We start from the raw sequence: 19624 nt of genomic DNA, 5'->3' as shown, positions 1-19624 counted from the left end.
CGCTGTGATGGACCCACTGTTCAACCTCAAGCTCGCTTGAGGTCAAGCTCGTGCCGGCCGAGGGCGAGGGAGACGGCCGTGAGGGCGCTGTTGAAGGAGACCTCGGAGAGCACACCGGGGGCGGCGACCTGGTCGCCCGCGAGGTAGACGCCGTCGCCGCGGTCGACGGCGGGCCGGTCGTGCCAGCTGGTGCCGGGCAGGTCGACGGCGCCGGTCCGCCCGTTCGCCACCGCCTCCCGCCGCCAGGTGACGCGCTCCCGCCAGCCCGGGTAGCCCAGGTCCAGCAGTTCCTCGGCGCGGGCCACACCGTCGGCCTTGGTCTCGTGCGGGGCGATGGGGATCTGGCCCTGGAGGAGCTGTTCGCCGGCGGGGGCGAGGGTGCGGTCCTGGGCGGTGAACCGTTCCAGCCAGCCGGGTGCGTCCAGGTCGGACACGACGAACGCGTCGCCGCGCCGGGTGCGCAGGGCGAGGTCGACGAGGACGGTGCGGCCGCTCGGCCAGGTGAGGGCGGGGTCGCCGAGGAGGTGGCGGGCGGCGTCCAGGGAGGTGGCGACGACGACCGGGGTGTCCGTGGGGAGCGTGTCCGCGCGGGACAGGGTCTCCATGCGGACGCCCAGGTTCCAGGCGCGGGAGGCCATGCGGTCGATGAGGCCGCCCCAGCCACCGCGCGGGTAGTGGGCCTCCGGCGGCAGCTTGGTGGCGCGGCGCAGGCGTTCCTGGACGAAGGCGGCGGAGAGGGAGCCGGGGTCGTGGTGGAAGAGGGCGACGGCACAGTAGTGGGCGGCGGCGCGCGCGCCCTCCTCGCCGGCGATGCCGGTGGCCCAGGTACGGAAGTCGGTGTCGACGGGGGCATGGGCATGGACGCGGCGCAGCAGTTTCAGCAGGGCGAGGGGCGGGACGCGGTGCAGGGTGCCGTGGTGGCGGAGCCGGAGGCGGGCGGCTTCCAGGGGCGGGAGGGGCGCGAGGGGGCCGATGAGGTCGCGTTGCCGGAGCCAGGACCAGTGCGGGCCGCCGCTGTAGAGGGCGTGGGGGCCCTCGTTGGTCCGGTAGGGGCCCTCGGCGGTGCGGGCGCGGCCGCCGAGGGTGTGGTGCGCTTCGTGGAGGGTTACTTCGGCTCCTGCCTCGGCGGCGGTGATGGCCGCGGTCAGTCCGGCGAAGCCGCCGCCGATGACGGTGATGCGGTGCATGGCTGGGTTCTCCCTCGGTCGGGGTCGCGCCTGGCGGTTCTGGAGACGGTTCCGTCCGGACGGGACCGTCTCCGGTTGTTCCGGTGGTTCGTGGCTACGACGGCCCAGGGCCCCAGGATGTGACAGGTTCGAGGTCTTCGCAGGTCAGACCGATTGTCAGTGGGGGAGTGCAGGATGAGGGCATGGTGAGGCGAGCGGGGTCGGCGGGCGGTACGGGGGTGAAGGGCGCACGGCGTCCGGAGCTGCGGCTGCCGGAGCCGGAGCGGTACGAGGGGGGTGGGCTGGAGCCGGACGGGGATTACGACGGGCTGGAGTTCTTCGAGGCGGATCTCTCGGCGCAGGACGGCGCGGGGGCGCGGTTCATGGACTGTGTGCTGGCGGGGTGCGCGCTGGACGGGACGCGGCTGTCCAGGGCCCGGGTGCTGGACTCGGTCCTCGCCGGTGTGCGGGGGGTGGGTACGGATCTCTCCGGGGCGACGCTGCGCGATGTCGAGATGACGGACGCGCGTCTCGGGGGGACTCAGCTGCACGGGGCGGAGCTGGAGCGGGTGCTGGTCCGGGGCGGGAAGATCGATTTCCTGAATCTGCGGTCCGCGCGGCTCAGGGACGTCGTCTTCGAGAGCTGTGTGCTGGTCGAGCCGGACTTCGGCGGGGCGCGGCTGGAGCGGGTGGAGTTCGTGGACTGCGCGCTGAAGGGCGCGGATCTCAGCGGGGCCATGCTGACGGACGTCGATCTGCGCGGTGCCGCTTCGCTGGAGATAGCCCGGGGTGTGGACCGGCTGGCGGGGGCGGTGATCAGTACGGGGCAGCTGCTGGACCTGGCACCGGTGCTGGCGGGGGAGCTGGGGATCCGGGTGGAGGGCTGAGGGGCGGAGGAGCGGGGCGGAAAGGGCGTGGGTGAAGGGAGAGGGCTGAGGGGCGCGGTGGGTTACTTGAGGCGTGGGTAGCGGGCCTGGAGGGTCCAGATGGCCGGGTTCTCGCCCAGGTCCTCGTGCAGGTCGGTGAGGTCGGCGAGCAGGTCGTGGAGGAAGTCGCGGGCCTCGCGGCGGAGTTCGGCGTGGGAGAAGGTCAGGGGCGGTTCGTCCACAGGCAGCCACTCGGCCTCGATGTCGACCCAGCCGAAGCGGCGTTCGAAGAGCAGCCGGTCGGTGGATTCGGTGAAGTCCAGTTCCGCGTACTGGGGGCGGGAGGCGCGGGAGCCCGCCGGGTCCCGGTCGAGGCGTTCCACGATGTCGCACAGGGCCCAGGCGAAGTCGAGCACCGGCACCCATCCCCAGGCTGTGGACAGTTCCCGGTCCTCCTTGGTGTCGGCGAGGTAGACGTCACCGCAGAAGAGGTCGTGCCGCAGGGCGTGGACGTCCGCGCGGCGGTAGTCGGTCTGCGGCGGGTCGGGGAAGCGGTTGGAGAGGGCATAGCCGATGTCGAGCACGGAGGTGATGGTGTCACGGCGGACGCGGTGCGACGGCGGCGGACGGTGCAGGGGAGGGACGGGCTCGACGACTGCGGGGCCGCCGGGGTCGTTCCGTGGTGTGCGGCCGCGTTCTTCTTGGGATCGCGGGGGTGCGCCTCCGCTCCCGGCCCCGTAGCCCCCGCCGACCTCCGTCATGACCTTCTTGGCCCTGAAGCCCTGGGACATGCCCTGCCCGTGCCGGAGCCCCCGGCCCGCCGGGAAGGCGGGCCGGGGGCTCCGAAGCGTGGCGCGGGGCGTCCGTCAGACGTTGACGCCGAAGTCCTGGGCGATGCCCGTCAGGCCCGAGGCGTAGCCCTGGCCGACGGCGCGGAACTTCCACTCGGCGCCGTTGCGGTACAGCTCGCCGAAGACCATGGCGGTCTCGGTGGCCGCGTCCTCGGACAGGTCGTAGCGGGCGATCTCGGCGCCGCCGGCCTGGTTGAGGATGCGGATGTACGCGTTGCGCACCTGGCCGAAGTTCTGGCTGCGGTTCTCGGCGTCGTAGATCGACACCGGGAAGACGATCTTGTCGACGTCCGCCGGGAGGCCGGCCAGGTTGACGTTGATCGCCTCGTCGTCGCCCTCACCGGCGCCGGTGCGGTTGTCGCCGGTGTGGACGATGGTGTTGTCCGGGGTCTGCTTGTTGTTGAAGAAGACGAAGTGACCCTCCGAGTACACCTTGCCCTGCGGGTTGACCGCGATCGCGGAGGCGTCGAGGTCGAAGTCCGTGCCGGTGGTGGTGCGGACGTCCCAGCCGAGGCCCACGGTGACGGCGGTCAGGCCCGGAGCCTCCTTGGTGAGCGAGACGTTGCCACCCTTGGACAGGCTTACAGCCATTGTTGGGAGTCCCTTCCCTCGTGTACGTACGGCTACGAAGCTACAGCTACCCCTTTGAACGCGAGAGGAGTACGCGAGGTTCCAGGTGGCTTTACTTTCTTTACCCGGGATATTCGGGTGACGCGGACCGGTCAGAGGCGGGACCATGGACGGCATGTCCGGTCCTCATGTCATCCGCGGTTCCGTCCTCCTGCCCGAGGCCGAGCTCATGTGGCGTTTCTCGCGCTCGTCGGGGCCCGGCGGGCAGCACGTGAACACCACCGACTCGCAGGTCGAGCTGCGTTTCGACCTCGCCGCCACCGAAGCGCTGCCCGAGGTGTGGAAGCAGCGGGCGCTGGAGCGGCTGGCGGGGCGGCTGTCCGACGGTGTCGTCACCGTCCGGGCCTCCGAGCACCGCTCCCAGTGGCGCAACCGCGAGACCGCCGCCGTGCGCCTCGCGGCGCTCCTCGCCGAGGCCACCGCGCCCCCGCCCCGGCCCCGCAGGCCGACCCGCATCCCCCGCGGCATCAACGAACGCCGGCTGCGGGAGAAGAAGCAGCGCTCGGAGACGAAGCGGGGGCGCTCCGCGCGCGACTGGGGGTGACCCGGGAGAGGTCGAGCGCTCCGGGCGGGACCGGGAACGCTCTGCGCGGGACCGGGGGCGCTCTGGGCGGGGCCGGGGGCGCTCTGGGCGGGGCCGAAGGTGCCCCGGGCGGGGCCGGGGCGCTCCGGGCGGGGCCGGGGCGGTCGGCGCGGGGCCGGGGCGGTCGGCCTCAGGCCAGGTCCAGCACCCCGACCGTCTCCCCCTCGACGACCTCGCCGTTCTTGCGGAAGCCCAGGCCGAGGTAGAAGTTCTCCGGGCCGTTCTCGCCGGGGTGCCAGGTGACGTGGAGCTCCCTGCCGCCCCGGGCGCGGATCTTTGCGGCGACCGATTCCACGGCGAAGCGGCCGTAGCCCTTGCCCTGCTCCTCGGCGGCGATGTTCAGCCGCCACAGACCCGAGCGGATGACGCTGCCGCCGTCCTCGTGCCAGTCGATGTCGAGGAAGGCCATCAGGAAGCCGACCGCGCGGTCACCGTCCATGATCAGGCGCGGCCGGGCGGAAGCGGGTTGGACGTAGGCCTCGGCGAGGGACCTCACGACCGGGGCGACCGCGAACTCCTGGTCGGGGCGGACGCGTATGCCGAGGGCGGCGTCGAGGTTTTTCGAGGTGATCTCTTCGAGGCGGGGAGTTGTGGTCTTTGTCACCCGGGCAGCGTAGGGACGCAATTCCCTTTCTGTAAAAGGATTTCCGGCTCGGGAGACGCTCAGGCCAGGTGCCGGTAGCGGCCCCGGAAGTGCGTCAGCGGCCCGCCGTCCGCGCTGGGTACGTCCGCAGCCAGGACGCGGCCGATCACCAGGGTGTGGTCGCCGGCCGGCACCCTCTGCTCGGTGCGGCACTCCAGGGTGGCGAGGGCGCCGCCGACCAGGGGGGCGCCGCTGTACTCGCCCCGCACGTACGGGATGTCCTCGAAGAGGAGGCGGTCGCTGATCCGGCCCTTCATCGCGAAGCGGCCCGCGATGTGCCGCTGGCTCTCGGACAGGACCGACACCGACCACAGCGGCTGCTCGTCGAGCAGGTCGTCCATGCGGGAGCCCTCGCGCAGGCTGACCAGCACCAGCGGCGGGTCCAGGGACACCGACAGGAACGCGGTCGCGGTCATGCCGACGTCCTCACCGGCCGGTGCCCGCGGGTCGTCCGGATCCAGCGACGGCTCCCGCGCGGTCACCAGGACCACACCGGCGGCCAGACGGGACAAGGCTGCGCGGAACTCGTCGTTGCTCACCCCCTCAGCATGCCGGGCGGCGGGTACGGCGGTGATCGTGGGCGGGGGTACGGGAGTGTTCGGCACACCGGAAACGCTAGTCTCCGCTCCGTACGCACCGCATCGGGCCTCCGCCCGAGCGGGGACCTAGGACCAGCGGCGGACTCCTGCGCTCCACGGACGTGAGCCGGCACCCACGGACCGAACCCTGTGGAAAGGGTGCGGAATTCGCATGCAGCGTATGCGGCGCATACCGTGCATTCGGCATATCCGGTGAATGGCCGGAGAAACCGCGGAAAGGTCTCTCAATTGTTCACGTTTAGTTGTGACTTGAGTCACAAGGGGAGATAATTGTTGACCCTGTGTACCGAGTGGGCAGCGCGCTGTGATTCAGTGGCGGGGAGACTGCCAGGACGATACGCCGATGAGAACGCTTGATTCGCTGCGAGGTCCCGGGGGGAGGGTGAGCATGGAGACCGAGTCGGAGCCCTACGTCCGCCTTGCGTCCCTGCGGCAACTGCACCAGGGCATGGCCGACATGAACACGGCCCGCAGCCTGGCCGACACCCTCCAGACCGTCGCCGACGGCGTCGTCGACGCCCTGGGATACGAACTGGCCTGCGTCAACCTCGTGCGCCCCGACGGCGACCTGGTCGTGGCCGCCCTCTCGGGCAACGCGGCCGCCGAAGCCCTCATCACCGGCCGGGTCGGCTCGCGCGAGTCCTGGGAGCGCCGCCTCTCCATGGGCGAGGCCTGGGGCGACCTGATCTTCATACCGCACACCGAGGGCTGGGTCCTCGACGACGACGACGTCCCGCAGTGGTACACCGACGGGCCCGCCCCCCGCTTCGAGGACGAGTGGCACCCCGCCGACCGGCTCTTCGCCCCGATGTACGCCCCCGGCCCGCAGGGCGGCGGAGCCGGCGAACTGGTCGGCGTGCTCTCCGTGGACCGCCCGCGCAACGGCCGGCTGCCCGGCGCCTGGGGCCGCGAAGCGCTCCAGATGTACGCCTTCCAGGCCGCCATCGCGATCAGCAACGCCCGGCTGCGCTCCAACATGCAGCGCGCCCTGGTCCGCCTGGAGCGCGAGCAGCAGGCCCTGCGCGCCAGCGAGGAGAGCTTCCGGCAGGCCTTCGAGTACGCCCCGTCCGGCATGGCCGTCGCGGAGATGGGCGGCGACCAGCACGGCCGCATCCTGCGCACCAACGACGCGCTGTGCCGGCTGCTCGGCCGCCCCGCCTCCGCGATGCGCCGCTACTCCTTCTCCGACCTCGTGCACCCCGAGGACATCGGCACGCTGCTGCGGACCTCCGCCGAGGGCGGCCGCACCGAGCTGCGGCTGGCACGCCGGGACGGCACCTACGTGTGGGTGTCCCTGCGCAACTCCGTGGTCGCCGACGCGGCCGACGGGCCGCGCTTCCTGCTCACCCACGTCGAGGACATCGAGGAGCGCAAGCGCCGCGAGCTGCACCTCGCCCACCGCGCCTCCCACGACTCCCTCACCGGCCTGCCGAACTCCGCGGAGCTGCGCGCCCGGCTCTCCGCCCGCCTGTGCCGGCAGCGCCCGTCGATACTGCCCGCCGCCGTGGACGAAGCCATGTCCGCCTTCGAGTCCTTCGACTCCCCGGACGCCGCCTACGGCCCGCCCGCCTTCGACCGCGGCCACGACTTCGACTTCCCGCCCGAGGCCGAGGGGTTCGAGGGATACGACCATCATGTGCACGCCATCGCCCCCGCCGCGGACCACGACGACGGCGCCAAGGGCCTCGCGGTGCTCTTCTGCGACCTCGACGGCTTCAAGTCGATCAACGACCGGTTCGGGCACAACGCGGGTGACGCGGTGCTCATCGAGGTCGCCCGCCGGCTCGGCGACGGCGTCCGGGACGGCGACACCGTCGCCCGGCTCGGCGGCGACGAGTTCGTGATCCTCGCCAACGGGCTCGGCCGGGCCGACGCCCAGGACCTCGCCGTACGGCTGCGCAACGAGATCATCCAGCCCATCCGGGCCGAGGGCCGGGCCGTGCGGGTCGGCGCCAGCTTCGGCATCGGATGGGCCCACTGCGGCCTGACGGCGGACGAAGTGCTGAAGTCGGCTGACGAGCGGATGTACGTCGAGAAACGATCTCGTCCCAAACAGCATCGACGGGCGGGATGAACCCCAGGTCAGCGAGTTGAAGCGATCCGAGTCACCTCTTCGGGTCACCGGGAGCGGGTAGGCTCGCCCTTCTCACCACCCGTACCGCATCCGATCCGCAGCTAGGAGTGCCAAGGGATGACGCCCGGCAGCAACGGCGCGAGCACGCCCGAGGACGACGACCCGTTCGGCTACCTCTACGCCGACGGGCAGGCCAACGGAGCCCAGCCGCCGTCCGGGGGCTACGGCTACCCGAACTCGGTCAACCGGGTGCGGGCGGTCGGCACGCGTCAGTACGGCCAGCAGGGCCCCGCGGCGCAGGCGCCGCAGCAGCAGGGAACGTACGGCCAGCCGAACGCGAGCTACACGGCACCGGAGACGCTGCCCGGCGCCGCCCCCACCGTCTCGTCGCAGCTTCCGGGTAACCGCGGTGGTCATGGCGGCGGTGGCCGGGGCCGCGGCCCGAACACCAAGGGCCTGCTCATCGGCGCCGTCGCGGTGGTCGCCGCGGTGGTCATCGGCATCAGCGTGGCCATGCTCAGCGGCGACGACAAGGACGACAAGGGCGGCAACGAGGCCGGCTCGACGCCGACCCAGGGCCAGACCAGCGAGCCCAGCCCGTCGGCGACGAGCGAGAAGGCGCCGGACGACGAGGCCGAGCTGCCGGCCCTCGACGCGAAGGCGCTCCGCCTGGACGGCGGGACCGTCCAGGCGTCGGAGATCAAGGGTGCGAAGGCCGAGGGCGGGGTCTATGTGGCGGGCTTCAACAAGGTGGGCGCGAAGGTCACCTGGACCGTCGACGGCATCAAGGAGTCCGAAACGTATCGGCTGTATGTGCGCTACGGCATTCCGGGCGTGGACGCCGATGCCACGCTGGTGGTCAACGGCAAAGCCGACTCCCGTCCGTTGGGCTTGAAGAACTTCGGCAACCTGCCCGAGGGGGACTGGGAGAAGGGTTGGCAGACCAGTTGGGCCAACGTGAACCTCAATAAGGGCACGAACACGATCGAGCTCGTCTGCAATGAGGGCAACCAATGCAATGCGAACCTCGATCAATTCTGGCTGACGGAGGATCCCCCAAGCTGACGACATGAAAACTGTGGTCGGCTTGTGGTGGAGAGGGCTGAAAAGGGTGGTGCCGCCGATTCGCCTTTCGGGGCATGCGGTGGCGCCATCGTTCGCCTACTGACCTTCAAAGAGTGGTGTCGTAGGGGCTGACGTCTCATGATCTCGGCGATATGTCGACTGCATGAGGTATGCGCAAGACGGCGGGCTGACCGACGGACGACGTGCTTTCCGCGAGAAGGTGTGGTTGGAGGCGGCCGAGCGGTTCCGGCAGGGCGAGGATGGAAGGTGCGGCCTACGGCCGCGAACCTTGACAGCTCGCTACGCTCGCGCGCGACGACCGCCGGGAGCTCCCGCACCGTTGCGCGCTTTCCGCAGGCTGCTGGAGACAGGTGAAGAGGCCACCCTGCCCCACGCCGGGCCCGGGGCGGTCTCTTCTGCGTTCCCGAGCGTTTACTGGTGCGTCGGTGTTGTTTGACGTTACGGAGGCGACGAGCCGTTCTTCAACGAGATTGCGGAGGTTCACCCGAGGGCGTCAATTGCGGCCTGGATGAGAGCGGGTGAGGCGTCGCTGTACACGCCATCCCCGCGAGGCCGGTGAACGCCTTGGCGTATTCGGCGAGTTCGCGCGGCTGCATCACCTTGATCTCTGCCGTCAGGGTCTCCCCCACGGCCTGGACGTCGCCGTGGGGGTAGGACGCCTCCAGCGGCCACACAGTGTGCTGCGCGGTGAACAGGTTGATCCCGAGGGAAACGGACGCGAGGGGCGTCAAGGCCAGGAGGTGGCGCAGCCGCCCCTTCGTGGCGTCGGGGTCGGCGGTGCGGTGGCGCAGGACGGATTCCGCCATGAGGACGACGTAGCGGTGGCCGCCCTCGCACAGGAACCGGGAGCCGCGCGACGCGGGCGGCGACCGCTTCGGAGATGTCGCTGGGGGCGCGCCCTGAAAGGCGGTGATCCGTTTCATGAGGGCCGTGGCGAAGCAGGGAGCCCGTGGAAGAAGCCGGGCGGCACGTTGGAGACGTGGACCCGGCAGACGCGGGTGCGCTCGTGGAGGGCGTTCCAGCCTTCTTGGACCTTGCGCCTGCCGGTGTGGTGCAGGCGCCGCCACTCCAGATCACCGAGTCGACCGCGCGGGCGGTGGCGATCAGGTCTTCGGCCTGCTCGTCGGCACCGCAGGCCGAACACCAGGTATGGATGTCCGCGTCCGAGGGCGGGATCTCGTCCTTCTGGCTCCTGGTGGTTTTCGCCGGGTGTCAGCCGCACCGGGCGGAAAGTCCCTTCCCGGTGAAGGCGGCGTCCTTGCGCAGGTGCTGCAAGCGCGCGGCGAGCGCCTCGCGGGCGGCCTGCACGCTCGACGAAGGAGAGACGGATTTTGGCCCAAGCGCCATATAAAACTTGCCAGTTGATGACGCGTTAAGTGCTGGTGAAGCCGCACCCCCGGGGCTACCGTCCCAATATCTGTTGATCAAGAAATGCAGGGAGCTTCGTATGAGCATGCTCAAGAAAAGCCTGACGACGGTGGCTTTGGCCGGTGCGCTGCTGGGCGGCACCTTTGTCACGCCAGCTGCGGCGGCTGACCCCAATACCTGTACGAAGGGGAACGTCTGCGGATGGTCGGGGGCGAACAGGACTGGAACCAGGACCGTCATGTCTGTAACGCCCGGCTGTTACCCCTTCAAGACTGCCAAGTCCGTCTCGAACCAAACGTCCTATAAAATAGAGTTCTGGAAGATCACCCCCGGCACCGGCTGCGGCGTCGGCACCAAGCTGGTCACTCTGCAGCCGGGCACCTACTCGGACAACCCCGGCACCGTTACGGGGATTGAGGTCTACGCAAAATAAGGCTCTTGGTAACCGGGCGCGCCCGGACCCTGGCGAACGCTAAACATTTTTAGCGTCCACAGGAACGGTGCAGACCAGAGGCGGTGAGGGAATTCCGGCGGACGCCGCGGACGCTGTTTTCCCTCAACTCTCCAGGATGGCTGAGGGATTGCTCTTCAGAGGGGGAGGCTGGCGGTACGCACGGCCGCCTGCCCCCTTCTGAAGAGCCCTGGGAGCCGTCCAGGGCGGGAGGGGCCGACGGCGCCTACCCCATGTTTGCCGCCTGCCCCTTGGAAGGCTCCCGCGACGGCCTTCCAAGCGGGGGCGGGCGGATCCGCCTCCCTGGACTGCCGTCCCCACGTACACAGAGCGCCGCAGCCTTGCACGGCGCTCGCCATGGGCGGCTGCGGCGCGCGACCATCGCGAGCCCAGAGATGCGCGGCCGTAGGCTGCTCCTTCTTGGCCCTGCCTCTGTCACGTTTAGTCGCTGGTTTTCCGGTTTCCGGCGGCCCCTCTGTGCGTGCGCGCGGAGACGGAAACTTCCATCACGGAGCGTTCCTACGGGGCCTCTCGCGGTCGAACATGGTTCGGGGGGCGGGTTGACTCGCGCCGGATGGGTGTCAGTGGCCCTATGGCTCGCCTACGGCTCCCGCTGTTCCAGGGTGCGTCGCCGGCTCTCTTGTCGCTAGTCGCCCTCGCACCGTGCGCAGGAGTCCCCAGAGCTTCGTGTGGGTCGTACACGTGCCCTGACCTGCGATTCGACAAGCGGCAAGCAGCGACCGCCGGAGGAACAGCCGCGGTTCGGCCGGTCTCTCTCGGCGGCCGTGGGTGCCTGATGGTCGCTCGCCCGGAGGGCGGTCCTCGACACCTGCGCAGGGCATGCCTCAGGCCGCGCTGACCTCCCCTGTGATCACCACCCGCCCGAGCAGTTCCTTGTAAGCCTCCCGGTCGAACTCGCCTGCAACCGGCGCCAGTACCGTCGCCGCCGACAACGCGACCGCTCGGGCGAGGCGGTCCGGCCACGGCAGGTGTTTCACCAGGCCCGACAGCAGGCCCGCGACCAGGGAGTCGCCGGCGCCGGTGGGGTTGCCGCGCAGGCGGGCCGGCGGTGTGGCGCGCCAGTGGCCCTCGGGAGTCACCGCGAGCAGCCCGTCCGGGCCCAGGGAGGCGACCACCGCGCCGGCGCCGCGCCGGCGGGCGTCCTGGGTGGCGCGCAACGGATCGTGGGAGCCGGTGAGTTCGGCCAGTTCCTCGGCGTTCGGCTTGAGGATGTCGGGGCGTCCGGCGATGCCGCGGCGCAGCGGTGTCCCGCTGGTGTCGAGGAGGACGGGGACCTTGGCGGCGCGGGCGGTGCGGATCAGTCCCGCGTAGGCGCCGACCGGGACGCCCGGGGGCAGGCTGCCGCACAGGGCCACTGCGGAAACTCCCTCCAGCAGGTTCTCGTAGACCTCCTGGAAGGCGTGCCACTCGGCGTGGGAGACGACCGGGCCGGGCTCGTTGAGCTGAGTGGTGGTGCCGGAGCGTTCGTCGACCACGGCTGTGGTGCGCCGGGTCGTGCCGGACACCGGGAGCAGCGCGTCCGTCAGGCCCGGTATCGCGGTGAGCCTCTCGCGCAGGAGCCGTCCGGTGAGACCGCCGGTGAAGCCGGTGACCGTCACCTCGTGGCCGAGGGCGGCGAGCACCCTGGCCACGTTGACGCCTTTGCCGCCGGGGCGTTCGGTCACCTCGGTGACCCGGTGGGAGGCGTCCGGGCGCAGGGCGGGGACGCGATAGGTGATGTCGAGAGCGGTGTTCAGTGTCACCGTGAGGATCACCGGGCGGGCCTCCCTCCGTCATTCCGGCCCCCGATCATGCCAAAGAGACGGCGGTCGGCCCACCCCCCGGTCGGGCACCCGCTTCCCGGCGAGGACCCGACAGGGGGACGGATCAGCCCAGTTGGGGAGCGACCACCCATTCCCCCCGGCGCATCACGCCCTTGAGGGTGAAGTCCGCGTCGAGGACCACGAGGTCGGCGTCCTTCCCGGGTTCCAGGGAGCCGATCCTGTCGTCCATGCCCAGCAGCCGGGCCGGGTTGGCGGACAGGGCCGCGACCGCGTGCTCGACGGGCAGCCCGTCGACGGTCACCGCCCGCTTGAGGGCGCGGTCCAGGGTGAGCGTCGACCCCGCGATGGAGCCGCCCTCCACCAGCCGGGCCACACCGTCCGCAACCTCGACCTCCAGCGGGCCGAGCAGGTAGCGGCCGTCGCCGAAACCGGCCGCGTCCATCGCGTCCGTGACGAACGCCACCCGTCCGGGCCCTGCGTGGTGGAACGCCAACTGGAGGGCGGCCGGGTGCAGATGGGTGCCGTCGTTGATCAGCTCGACCGTGACCCGCTCGTCCTCCAGCAGGGCGGTGATCGGGCCGGGGGCACGGTGGCCGAGCGCCGGCATCGCGTTGAACAGGTGGGTGGCGACCGTGGCGCCCGCGTCGATGGCCGCCACGGTCTGCTCGTACGTCGCGTCGGTGTGGCCGACGGCCGCGATCACGCCGTGTTCGGCCAGCAGGCGTACGGAGTCGAGGCCGCCGGGCAGTTCGGTGGCGAGGGTGACCATCTTCGCCCGGCCGTGGGCGGCGTCGATCAGTTTGCGGACCTCCGCCGGGTCGGGGTCGCGCAGCAGTTCCTCGGAGTGCGCGCCCTTGCGGCACGGCGAGATGAACGGGCCCTCGAAGTGGATGCCGGCGATGTCGCCCTGTTCGGCCAGCTCCGCCAGCAGGCCCGCGCGCCGGACGAGGACGTCCATGTCGCCGGTGACGGTCGAGGCGACCAGGGTGGTGGTGCCGTGCAGGCGGTGGGTGTGGATGCCCTTGAGGACCTCGTCGACGGTCCCGGAGGGGAAGGACGCGCCGCCGCCGCCGTGGTTGTGGAGGTCGACGAAGCCGGGCACCAGCCAGTGCCCGGTCAGGTCGAGCGTTTCGACGACGTTCCCGGGGACGTCGGAGGAGGCGTTCGCGGGGGCCGTGGCGACGATCCGGGTGCCCTCCACGGTCACGCGGCCGTTGTCCACGGTCCCGGTGGGCAGTACCACCCGGGCACCGGTGAGAACCTTGGCGGGGGCCATCAGGTGGTTACCTCCGAGGGGTCAGTGGCGGTGAGGAGATCCCGGGCGAGAAGTCCCGCGCCCAGGCATCCGGCGGTGTCCCCGAGGGCCGCGGGGACCAGGGACGGAAGTTTCTGGAAGGTGACCCGCCGCAGGACGGCCTCCCGCAGCGGTGTGAACAAGGTTTCCCCCGCCTCGGCCAGCCCGCCACCGATGATCAGGGTGCGGGGGTCCAGCAGGGTGAGCGCGGTGACCAGCCCGTCGGCGAGCGCCTCGACCGCCTCCTGCCAGACCTTCCGGGCCCGTACGTCGCCCGACGCCACGGCCCTGGCGCAGTGGGCCGCGTCCGCGCCCGGGTCGCCGCAGGCCGCCGCCCACGCCTCGCCGACCGCCGCCGCGGACGCGTACCGCTCCAGGCAGCCGCGCTGACCGCACGGACAGGGGGCGCCCCCGGGCCGTACGACGATGTGGCCGATCTCGCCCGCGAAGCCGTGCGCGCCCGCCTCCACCCGGCCGTCGATGCCGATGGCGCCCGCGATGCCGGTGCCCAGCGCCACGAACAGGAACCGGTCGGCGCCCCGGCCCGCCCCGATGCGGCCCTCGGCGAGCCCGCCGGTGCGGACGTCGTGGCCGAGGGCGACCGGGATGCCGCCGAGCCGCTTTGCGAGCAGCGAGCGCAACGGGAGGTCGCGCCAGCCGAGGTTGGCGGAGTAGACGGCGACGCCCCGCGTCTCGTCGACGATGCCGGGGACGGCGAGGCCGGCGGCGGACGCGGGCTCGCCGAGGTGCTCGGCGCCGTGGGCGCGGAGGTCGGCGGCGAAGTCCAGGATTCCGGCGGCGGCCGCGTCCGGACCGCGCTCGCGCGCGGTGGCCCGGCGGGCCCGGTGCAGCAGTGTGCCGTCCGCTCCGACCAGGGCGGCCTTCATCCCGGTGCCGCCCACATCGAGGGCGATGACATGTTCCACGGGGGACAGTGTGACCCCGGGACCCGCAAGAGGTCTAGTCCACTTACGTGGTGGAGACCTTGATCCGATGATCGGAAACATTTCGGAGTGGATGGCGCGGAGCACCGGAGTTGGGGCGGAAAACAGCGCGGCGGCGGAGCTTGGCGAGGACGAGCGGCTCGGATTCTCCCGCGAGTACGACCCGCTGCCGGTCACCACCTCCGCGTCCCGCGTGATGGACGAGTCCGCGGAGGACAAGAAGCTCCAGCTCTTCCTCGACCGGTTGCCGACCGCGGAGCTCTATCCGGTCGGCAACACCTCCTGGGCCGACGTCAACGCGGCCATCAAGCAGCGGATCGGCAAGGCCGTGACCCCGAAGGGCAGCCCCGAGGGCGTGCTGGGCGGACTCCAGGCGACCGCCACCCGCGCGGAGAGCGCGCGGTAGGGCACATGCCCGCCGCCTGCGGACCGGCTGTCAGCGGCGGCGGTTACCGTGCGGGTATGGACCAGAGCCGAGGCATGGACGAGGGGCGGGAACAGGGGCGGGAGCGGGAACAGGGGCAGGAACAGGAACAGGGGCAGGAACAGGAACAGGGGCAGGAACAGGAACAGGAACAGGGGCAGGAGCGGGAACAGGGGCAGGAACAGGAGCGGGAGCGGGAACAGGGGCAGGAGCGGGAGCGGCTGGCGCGGCGTGAGCGGGACATCATCGCGCTGGAGCGCCGCGGCTTCCTCGGCCCCGGCGCGAAGGAGCGGGCGATCCGCGAGGAGCTGGGCCTGGCCCCGGTGCGCTACTACCAGCTCCTCAACGCCCTGCTCGACGACCCCCGCGCCCTGGCCCACGACCCGGTCACCGTGAACCGGCTCAGACGCGTCCGCGAGTCCCGCCGCACGGAACGCTGAACGCGGGCCGTCGGCGGGGGCGGCCGTCGCCGGCCGGTGGTGCCGGCCGGTCAGGTTGGTCGGCCGGTCAGGTCGGTTGGTTGGTCGGTCGGTTGGCCGGTCAGGTCGGTCGGTTCCGCGGGGCCAGGGCCCGCGCCAGCGCCCCGAGCAGGTGGACGACCCCCTCGGGGCCGTCGACCACCACGTCCGCGCGTTCCCGTAGCTCCGTGACCTCGTCGCTGCCGCTGCACACCAGCACACCGGGAACGCCGTCCGAGCGGAGTCCGTCGACGGCGGCGTAGGCGGGGAGGTCGCCCAGGTCGTCCCCCGCGTAGAGGACGGACCCGGCGCCGATCTCGCGGGCGTACTGTGTCAGGGCGACGCCCTTGTCCATGCCCGGCGGACGCAGCTCCAGGACCATGCGGCCGGGCTCGACGACCAGCCCGTGCCGCTGTGCCAGGCCGGTCAGCGGCTCGCGCAGCGCCTCGAGGGCGGCCTGGGGGTCGGCGGTCCTGCGGGTGTGGACGGCCACCGCGCGGCCCTTCTCCTCGGTCCAGGTGCCCTCCGGGGCGCCGGCCCGGTCGAGCAGCCCCGGCAGTTCCGCGCGGACGGCGGCGACCCCGGGGTGCGGGGCGGGCGCGGTGATGTCACCGGTGGCGGCGTCCCAGCGCTCGGCGCCGTAGTGGCCGAGGACGACGAGGTGCTCCAGACCGGGGACGTCCACGAAGCCGCCGTGCCGCACCGCGACCGCGGGCGGGCGGCCGGTGATCACCGCCACGGAGGCCACCTGGGGGGCGAGCGCGGCGAGCGCGCGCACCACGCCGGGATGGGCGCGGGCCTGCTCGGGGTCGGGCACGATCGGCGAGAGCGTCCCGTCGAAGTCGAGGGCGATCAGCGCCTTCCCCGGCCGCGCGAGCAGCGCGTCGAGCCCGTCCCGCCCGGCCCGCGTGGCGGGCACCGGCAGGGCGGCGGAGGCGTTCGCGCCGCCGGCATCAGGGACGCCGGAGGCGTCGGAGTCGGAGGCGTCGGAGTGCGTGGCGTTCGGGTCTGTGGAGTCCGTAGGGCTGCCCATACCGCCAACCTATCCACGCCCACCCGTCCGCACGCATACGTGACCGGCCATCCAGGTCGGCGGGGACGGCGGGCGGGAGCGGCCGGTGCGAGGGCCTGTCGTTCGGGTCGTGCCGGGCTCGCGGGCCCCGGCACCGCACCTCGCCGCGTTGTCGTCGGTCGCCGGGGTTCCGGCTCGGCTCCCGCCTCCGCTGTGCGACGCACGGCAGCACCGGACCCCGCGCCCTGGTCCGGTCCGACTCGAACAAAAGGTCCTATTCTTCCCCGCGCAGCGCGTTCAGTTGCTCCAGGAACCACTGCTGAGGCGGCAGCGCCGTCGCCGCCTCGGTCAGGCGTTTGGCGCGCTCGGTCCGCTCCTCCGGGCGCATCGTGAGCCCTTCGTGCAGGGCCCGCGCCGTGTCGACCACGTCGTACGGGTTGACGGCGATCGCGTCCTCGCCCAGTTCCTCGTACGCGCCCGCCTCCCGGGACAGCACCAGCGCGCAGCCCCCGTCGGACAGGATCGGAATCTCCTTGGCGACCAGGTTCATCCCGTCCCGGATGGGGTTGACCAGGGCCACGTCGGCCAGCCGGTACGCGGCCAGGGAGCGCGCGAAGTCGTCCTTGACGTGCAGGACGACGGGCCGCCAGCCCGGTGTCCCGTACCGCTCGTTGATCTCCTCGGCGACCCGCTGCACCTCGGCCGTGTAGGCGCGGTACACGGCGAGGTCCTGCCGGGAGGGATAGGCGAAGGCGACGTGCACGACCCGTTCGCGCCACTCGGGGCGGTCGTCGAGGAGCTGCCGGTACGCGAGCAGGCCGCGCACGATGTTCTTCGACAGCTCGGTCCGGTCGACCCGGACGATGGCCTTGCGCGCGGTCCCGTCGGGAGCCGTGCCGATCTCCTCGCGGAGCGCGACGATCCGTTCCTCGACGTCCGCCTCGTGCGCGCGGCCGCGCAGGAACTCCGCGTCGGCGCCCAGCCCGTGCACCCCGATCGCGGTCTCCCCGAGCCCGCCCGCGAACCGCTCGCAGCACGCGGTGAAGGCGTCCGCCCAACGCCGGGTCAGGAAGCCGAGCCGGTCCGCGCCCAGCATCCCGCGCAGCACCTGCCCGGCGATGTCGTCGGGCAGCATCCGGAAGTACTCCGGCGGGGCCCACGGAGTGTGCGAGAAGTGGCCGATGCGCAGGTCGGGGCGGAGCTCCCGGAGCAGCCCCGGAACCAGCGTCAGGTGGTAGTCCTGCACCACGACCGCGGCCCCCTGGGCCGCCTCCTCGGCCAGCGCCTCGGCGAACGCCCGGTTGTAGGCCTCGTAGGACGCCCACTGCCGGCGGAACTCCGCGTCGAAGACGGGCTCCAGTGGTGTCTGGTACAGCATGTGGTGCACGAACCACAGCACCGAGTTCGCGATGCCGTTGTACGCGTCGGCGTGCACGTCCGCGGGGATGTCCAGCATCCGCACGCCGTCCTCGCCGACCCCGCGCCGCACGGCCTCGCGGTCGCCGTCGGACAGTGCCGAGCACACCCACAGCGCGCCCGCGTCCGGCCCGATCGCCGACAGTCCGGACACCAGCCCGCCGCCACCTCGTCTGGCCCGCAGCGAACCGTCCTCGTCCACCGCGTACGAAACGGGGCCGCGGTTCGACGCGACCAGCACCTGAGCACCCTGACCAGCCTGCGTGGAAGCCATACGCCTCACCCGATCTCCTTGCGCATGCTATTTCCCCTTTGTCCCCTATGGGATCGGTTCGGGCTGGACCGCAATCCTTGGATGGGAAGCCCCTTCCTTCAGGCAGGGAGCGGAGTCACACGCCTCAACCTAGCCCGTCGCTGATGCGCTCAAACGCACGATGCGAGGGTATGAGGAGGCGCCCTGGCGTCACGGGCCCTATGCGGTGTGGCGCACACGTTGACGCCGCGTGGCGGAAGTTCTTGCCACGCGGCGAGCGTGCTTACGCCACCTTCCGTGCCCGGTACTCCGCGATCTCCGCCATGGGCGGCCGTTCCTCCGTATCCACCGAGTACGTACGAGGTGCGAAGGTGTTGCCGATCCGCTCGAACTGGGTGAGCGCGGGGCATATCAGATGGCCGCGGGCCAGGCGGAGGTGGGCGGTGCGGTAGATCGCGGCGGCCATGCGGCCGAGGGCCTGGCCGTCCTGGTGGCGGTGCTTGCGGACGCCGACGTCGACCTGGGCGAGGGCGTCCAGGCCCACCAGGTGCAGGGAGTCGATCAGCATGCCCAGCTCGACGCCGTAGCCGACGGGGAAGGGCAGCCGCTCCAGGAGCGAGCGGCGGGCCGCGTACTCGCCGCCGAGCGGCTGCACGAAGCCGGCCAGCCGCGGCCAGTGCAGGTTGAGCAGCGGGCGCGCCATCAGCTCCGTGACCCTGCCCCCCTGGCCGGCCGCGGAGCCCAGGGGCCGGTCGTACATGGCCTTCACCAGTTGCACGTCCGGCTCGGTGAGCAGAGGGCCGACGATGCCGGAGACGAAGTCGGCGGAGAACTCCCTGAGGTCCGCGTCGACGAAGCAGACGATGTCCCCCCGGGTGACCAGCAGGGAGCGCCACAACACCTCGCCCTTGCCGGGCACGGCGGGGATGCGGGGCAGGATCGTGTCCCGGTGCACCACGGTCGCACCCGCCGAGGCGGCCGCCTGGGACGTGCGGTCGGTCGAGCCGGAGTCCACGACCACGATCTCGTCGACCAGCGGGACCCGCAGCATCAGCTCCTGCCGGATCGCCGTGACGATCCCGCCGACCGTGGCCTCCTCGTTGAGCGCGGGCAGCACCACGCTCACCGTCTGTCCCGTGGCGCGTTTCGCGGCCAGGAGGCGGTGCGTCGGGCGGTCGGTCACGGACCAGGAGCGGTCGGCCAGCCAGCGCTCGACTTCTTCCAGCACGGTCGACGGCTCCTCACCTCTGCGGTCCATAACCCCTCTGGTCCATACTCCTGCGGCCCGTACCCCTGCGGCCCGTACCCCTGTGATCCATGCCCCTGTGACCCGTCTCGCGGTTCGGACGTGCTCTCTCCACCGTCCTGGCCTTCGGTTACAGTCTTGAACAACGCGGATGAACCCCGTACATCGGGGGTCACGACCCTCTCCGGTCCTCGTCCGCGCCGTATGACCGCACGACCCACAACCGCACGACACAACTGCATACAGCTCATCCAGAGGGGCAGAGGGAAACGGCCCGATGAAGCCCCGGCAACCCTCCAGCCGGTTCTCGTAGATCACCGTCGATCGACGATCACAGCGCATTGCGGCGTCCGCCGCCCAGCGCGTGGATCGCGTCGCTGATCGTTCTCGCGAGGCTCCCGGCTAGGGAAGGTGCCAAATCCGTCTCACGGCGAGATGCGTCGTGAGGAAGATGAGGAGAAAGGGCCTCGCCTCAC

At 71.5% G+C, this 19624-nt stretch carries 18 protein-coding genes, 1 pseudogene and 1 riboswitch; of the genes and pseudogenes, 7 read left to right on the top strand and 12 right to left on the bottom strand.

Features of this window, described 5'->3' with window-relative positions; genetic code table 11:
- Positions 1–26: 26 nt before the first annotated feature.
- The gene (locus tag ACFPZI_RS09010) at positions 27–1187 is read right to left on the bottom strand and encodes an NAD(P)-binding protein (RefSeq protein ID WP_381360559.1); all 1161 of its coding nucleotides are present in this window, start codon (positions 1185–1187) and stop codon (positions 27–29) included.
- A 182-nt stretch (positions 1188–1369) separates the two neighbouring features.
- Here ACFPZI_RS09010 and ACFPZI_RS09005 point away from each other — a divergent pair, with 182 nt between their 5' ends.
- A complete protein-coding gene (locus ACFPZI_RS09005) occupies positions 1370–2053 on the top strand; it encodes a pentapeptide repeat-containing protein (RefSeq protein ID WP_381360557.1) in 684 nt (227 codons plus the stop codon).
- A 62-nt stretch (positions 2054–2115) separates the two neighbouring features.
- On the opposite strand, the gene ACFPZI_RS09000 is transcribed toward ACFPZI_RS09005, so the two are convergent.
- Together ACFPZI_RS09000 and ACFPZI_RS08995 are read right to left on the bottom strand one after the other, a co-directional pair.
- On the bottom strand, positions 2116–2616 hold the full coding sequence (locus ACFPZI_RS09000; RefSeq protein ID WP_381360648.1) for a hypothetical protein: 501 nt from the start codon (positions 2614–2616) through the stop codon (positions 2116–2118).
- Positions 2617–2898: 282 nt separating this feature from the next.
- A complete protein-coding gene (locus ACFPZI_RS08995; protein ID WP_381360555.1) occupies positions 2899–3474 on the bottom strand; it encodes a TerD family protein in 576 nt (191 codons plus the stop codon).
- Positions 3475–3619: 145 nt separating this feature from the next.
- Between ACFPZI_RS08995 and arfB the strand changes: the two genes are divergently transcribed.
- Positions 3620–4057, top strand: a complete 438-nt coding sequence (gene arfB, locus ACFPZI_RS08990; RefSeq protein ID WP_381360552.1) for an alternative ribosome rescue aminoacyl-tRNA hydrolase ArfB — start codon at positions 3620–3622, stop codon at positions 4055–4057.
- A 169-nt stretch (positions 4058–4226) separates the two neighbouring features.
- Here the strand turns inward: arfB and ACFPZI_RS08985 are convergent, their stop codons facing one another.
- Together ACFPZI_RS08985 and ACFPZI_RS08980 are read right to left on the bottom strand one after the other, a co-directional pair.
- Positions 4227–4700, bottom strand: coding sequence for a GNAT family N-acetyltransferase (locus ACFPZI_RS08985; RefSeq protein ID WP_381360549.1), 474 nt, complete (start codon positions 4698–4700; stop codon positions 4227–4229).
- A 59-nt stretch (positions 4701–4759) separates the two neighbouring features.
- Entirely contained in the window at positions 4760–5344 is a 585-nt protein-coding gene (locus tag ACFPZI_RS08980; protein ID WP_381360547.1) for a flavin reductase family protein, read from the bottom strand.
- A gap of 382 nt (positions 5345–5726) precedes the next feature.
- On the opposite strand from ACFPZI_RS08980, the gene cdgB reads away from it, so the two are divergent.
- Together cdgB and ACFPZI_RS08970 are read left to right on the top strand one after the other, a co-directional pair.
- Positions 5727–7412: a diguanylate cyclase CdgB gene (gene cdgB / locus ACFPZI_RS08975; RefSeq protein WP_381360544.1), complete on the top strand. Its 1686-nt coding sequence runs from the start codon at positions 5727–5729 to the stop codon at positions 7410–7412.
- Positions 7413–7529: 117 nt separating this feature from the next.
- Positions 7530–8477 (top strand): carbohydrate-binding protein, encoded by a 948-nt coding sequence (locus tag ACFPZI_RS08970; protein ID WP_381360541.1) that lies wholly within the window; start codon positions 7530–7532, stop codon positions 8475–8477.
- A gap of 501 nt (positions 8478–8978) precedes the next feature.
- Here ACFPZI_RS08970 and ACFPZI_RS08965 read toward each other — a convergent pair.
- Positions 8979–9674 (bottom strand): annotated as a pseudogene (locus tag ACFPZI_RS08965) (Scr1 family TA system antitoxin-like transcriptional regulator).
- A 271-nt stretch (positions 9675–9945) separates the two neighbouring features.
- On the opposite strand from ACFPZI_RS08965, the gene ACFPZI_RS08960 reads away from it, so the two are divergent.
- A complete protein-coding gene (locus ACFPZI_RS08960; protein WP_381360538.1) occupies positions 9946–10299 on the top strand; it encodes a peptidase inhibitor family I36 protein in 354 nt (117 codons plus the stop codon).
- A gap of 863 nt (positions 10300–11162) precedes the next feature.
- On the opposite strand, the gene ACFPZI_RS08955 is transcribed toward ACFPZI_RS08960, so the two are convergent.
- From ACFPZI_RS08955 to ACFPZI_RS08945, 3 genes are all read right to left on the bottom strand, one after another.
- Positions 11163–12092, bottom strand: a complete 930-nt coding sequence (locus ACFPZI_RS08955) for a 1-phosphofructokinase family hexose kinase (RefSeq protein ID WP_381360535.1) — start codon at positions 12090–12092, stop codon at positions 11163–11165.
- A gap of 112 nt (positions 12093–12204) precedes the next feature.
- The gene (gene nagA, locus ACFPZI_RS08950) at positions 12205–13377 is read right to left on the bottom strand and encodes an N-acetylglucosamine-6-phosphate deacetylase (RefSeq protein WP_381360532.1); all 1173 of its coding nucleotides are present in this window, start codon (positions 13375–13377) and stop codon (positions 12205–12207) included.
- Entirely contained in the window at positions 13377–14321 is a 945-nt protein-coding gene (locus ACFPZI_RS08945; protein WP_381360529.1) for an ROK family protein, read from the bottom strand. The genes nagA and ACFPZI_RS08945 overlap by 1 nt, the downstream gene beginning before the upstream one ends.
- A 67-nt stretch (positions 14322–14388) precedes the next feature.
- Between ACFPZI_RS08945 and ACFPZI_RS08940 the strand changes: the two genes are divergently transcribed.
- Positions 14389–14745 (top strand): hypothetical protein, encoded by a 357-nt coding sequence (locus ACFPZI_RS08940; protein ID WP_461112218.1) that lies wholly within the window; start codon positions 14389–14391, stop codon positions 14743–14745.
- 239 nt (positions 14746–14984) lie between these two features.
- Positions 14985–15203 (top strand): DUF3263 domain-containing protein, encoded by a 219-nt coding sequence (locus tag ACFPZI_RS08935; protein ID WP_381360646.1) that lies wholly within the window; start codon positions 14985–14987, stop codon positions 15201–15203.
- Between the two features lie 100 nt (positions 15204–15303).
- Here ACFPZI_RS08935 and otsB read toward each other — a convergent pair whose 3' ends face one another.
- The 3 genes from otsB to ACFPZI_RS08920 form a co-directional block, all read right to left on the bottom strand.
- Positions 15304–16254 (bottom strand): trehalose-phosphatase, encoded by a 951-nt coding sequence (gene otsB, locus ACFPZI_RS08930; protein ID WP_381360526.1) that lies wholly within the window; start codon positions 16252–16254, stop codon positions 15304–15306.
- Between the two features lie 253 nt (positions 16255–16507).
- Complete coding sequence (locus ACFPZI_RS08925; protein WP_381360523.1) at positions 16508–17923, bottom strand: alpha,alpha-trehalose-phosphate synthase (UDP-forming); 1416 nt, start codon at positions 17921–17923, stop codon at positions 16508–16510.
- Positions 17924–18185: 262 nt separating this feature from the next.
- Positions 18186–19130 carry a glucosyl-3-phosphoglycerate synthase gene (locus tag ACFPZI_RS08920; protein WP_381360643.1) on the bottom strand — a complete coding sequence of 315 codons (945 nt, stop codon included), beginning with the start codon at positions 19128–19130 and terminating at the stop codon, positions 18186–18188.
- A 262-nt stretch (positions 19131–19392) separates the two neighbouring features.
- Positions 19393–19606: riboswitch (SAM riboswitch) on the top strand.
- Positions 19607–19624: the final 18 nt, after the last annotated feature.

It is taken from the genome of Streptomyces chlorus (assembly GCF_042655885.1).
GTDB classification, from domain to species: domain Bacteria; phylum Actinomycetota; class Actinomycetes; order Streptomycetales; family Streptomycetaceae; genus Streptomyces; species Streptomyces chlorus.
This window is presented reverse-complemented; position numbering and strand designations above follow the sequence as displayed.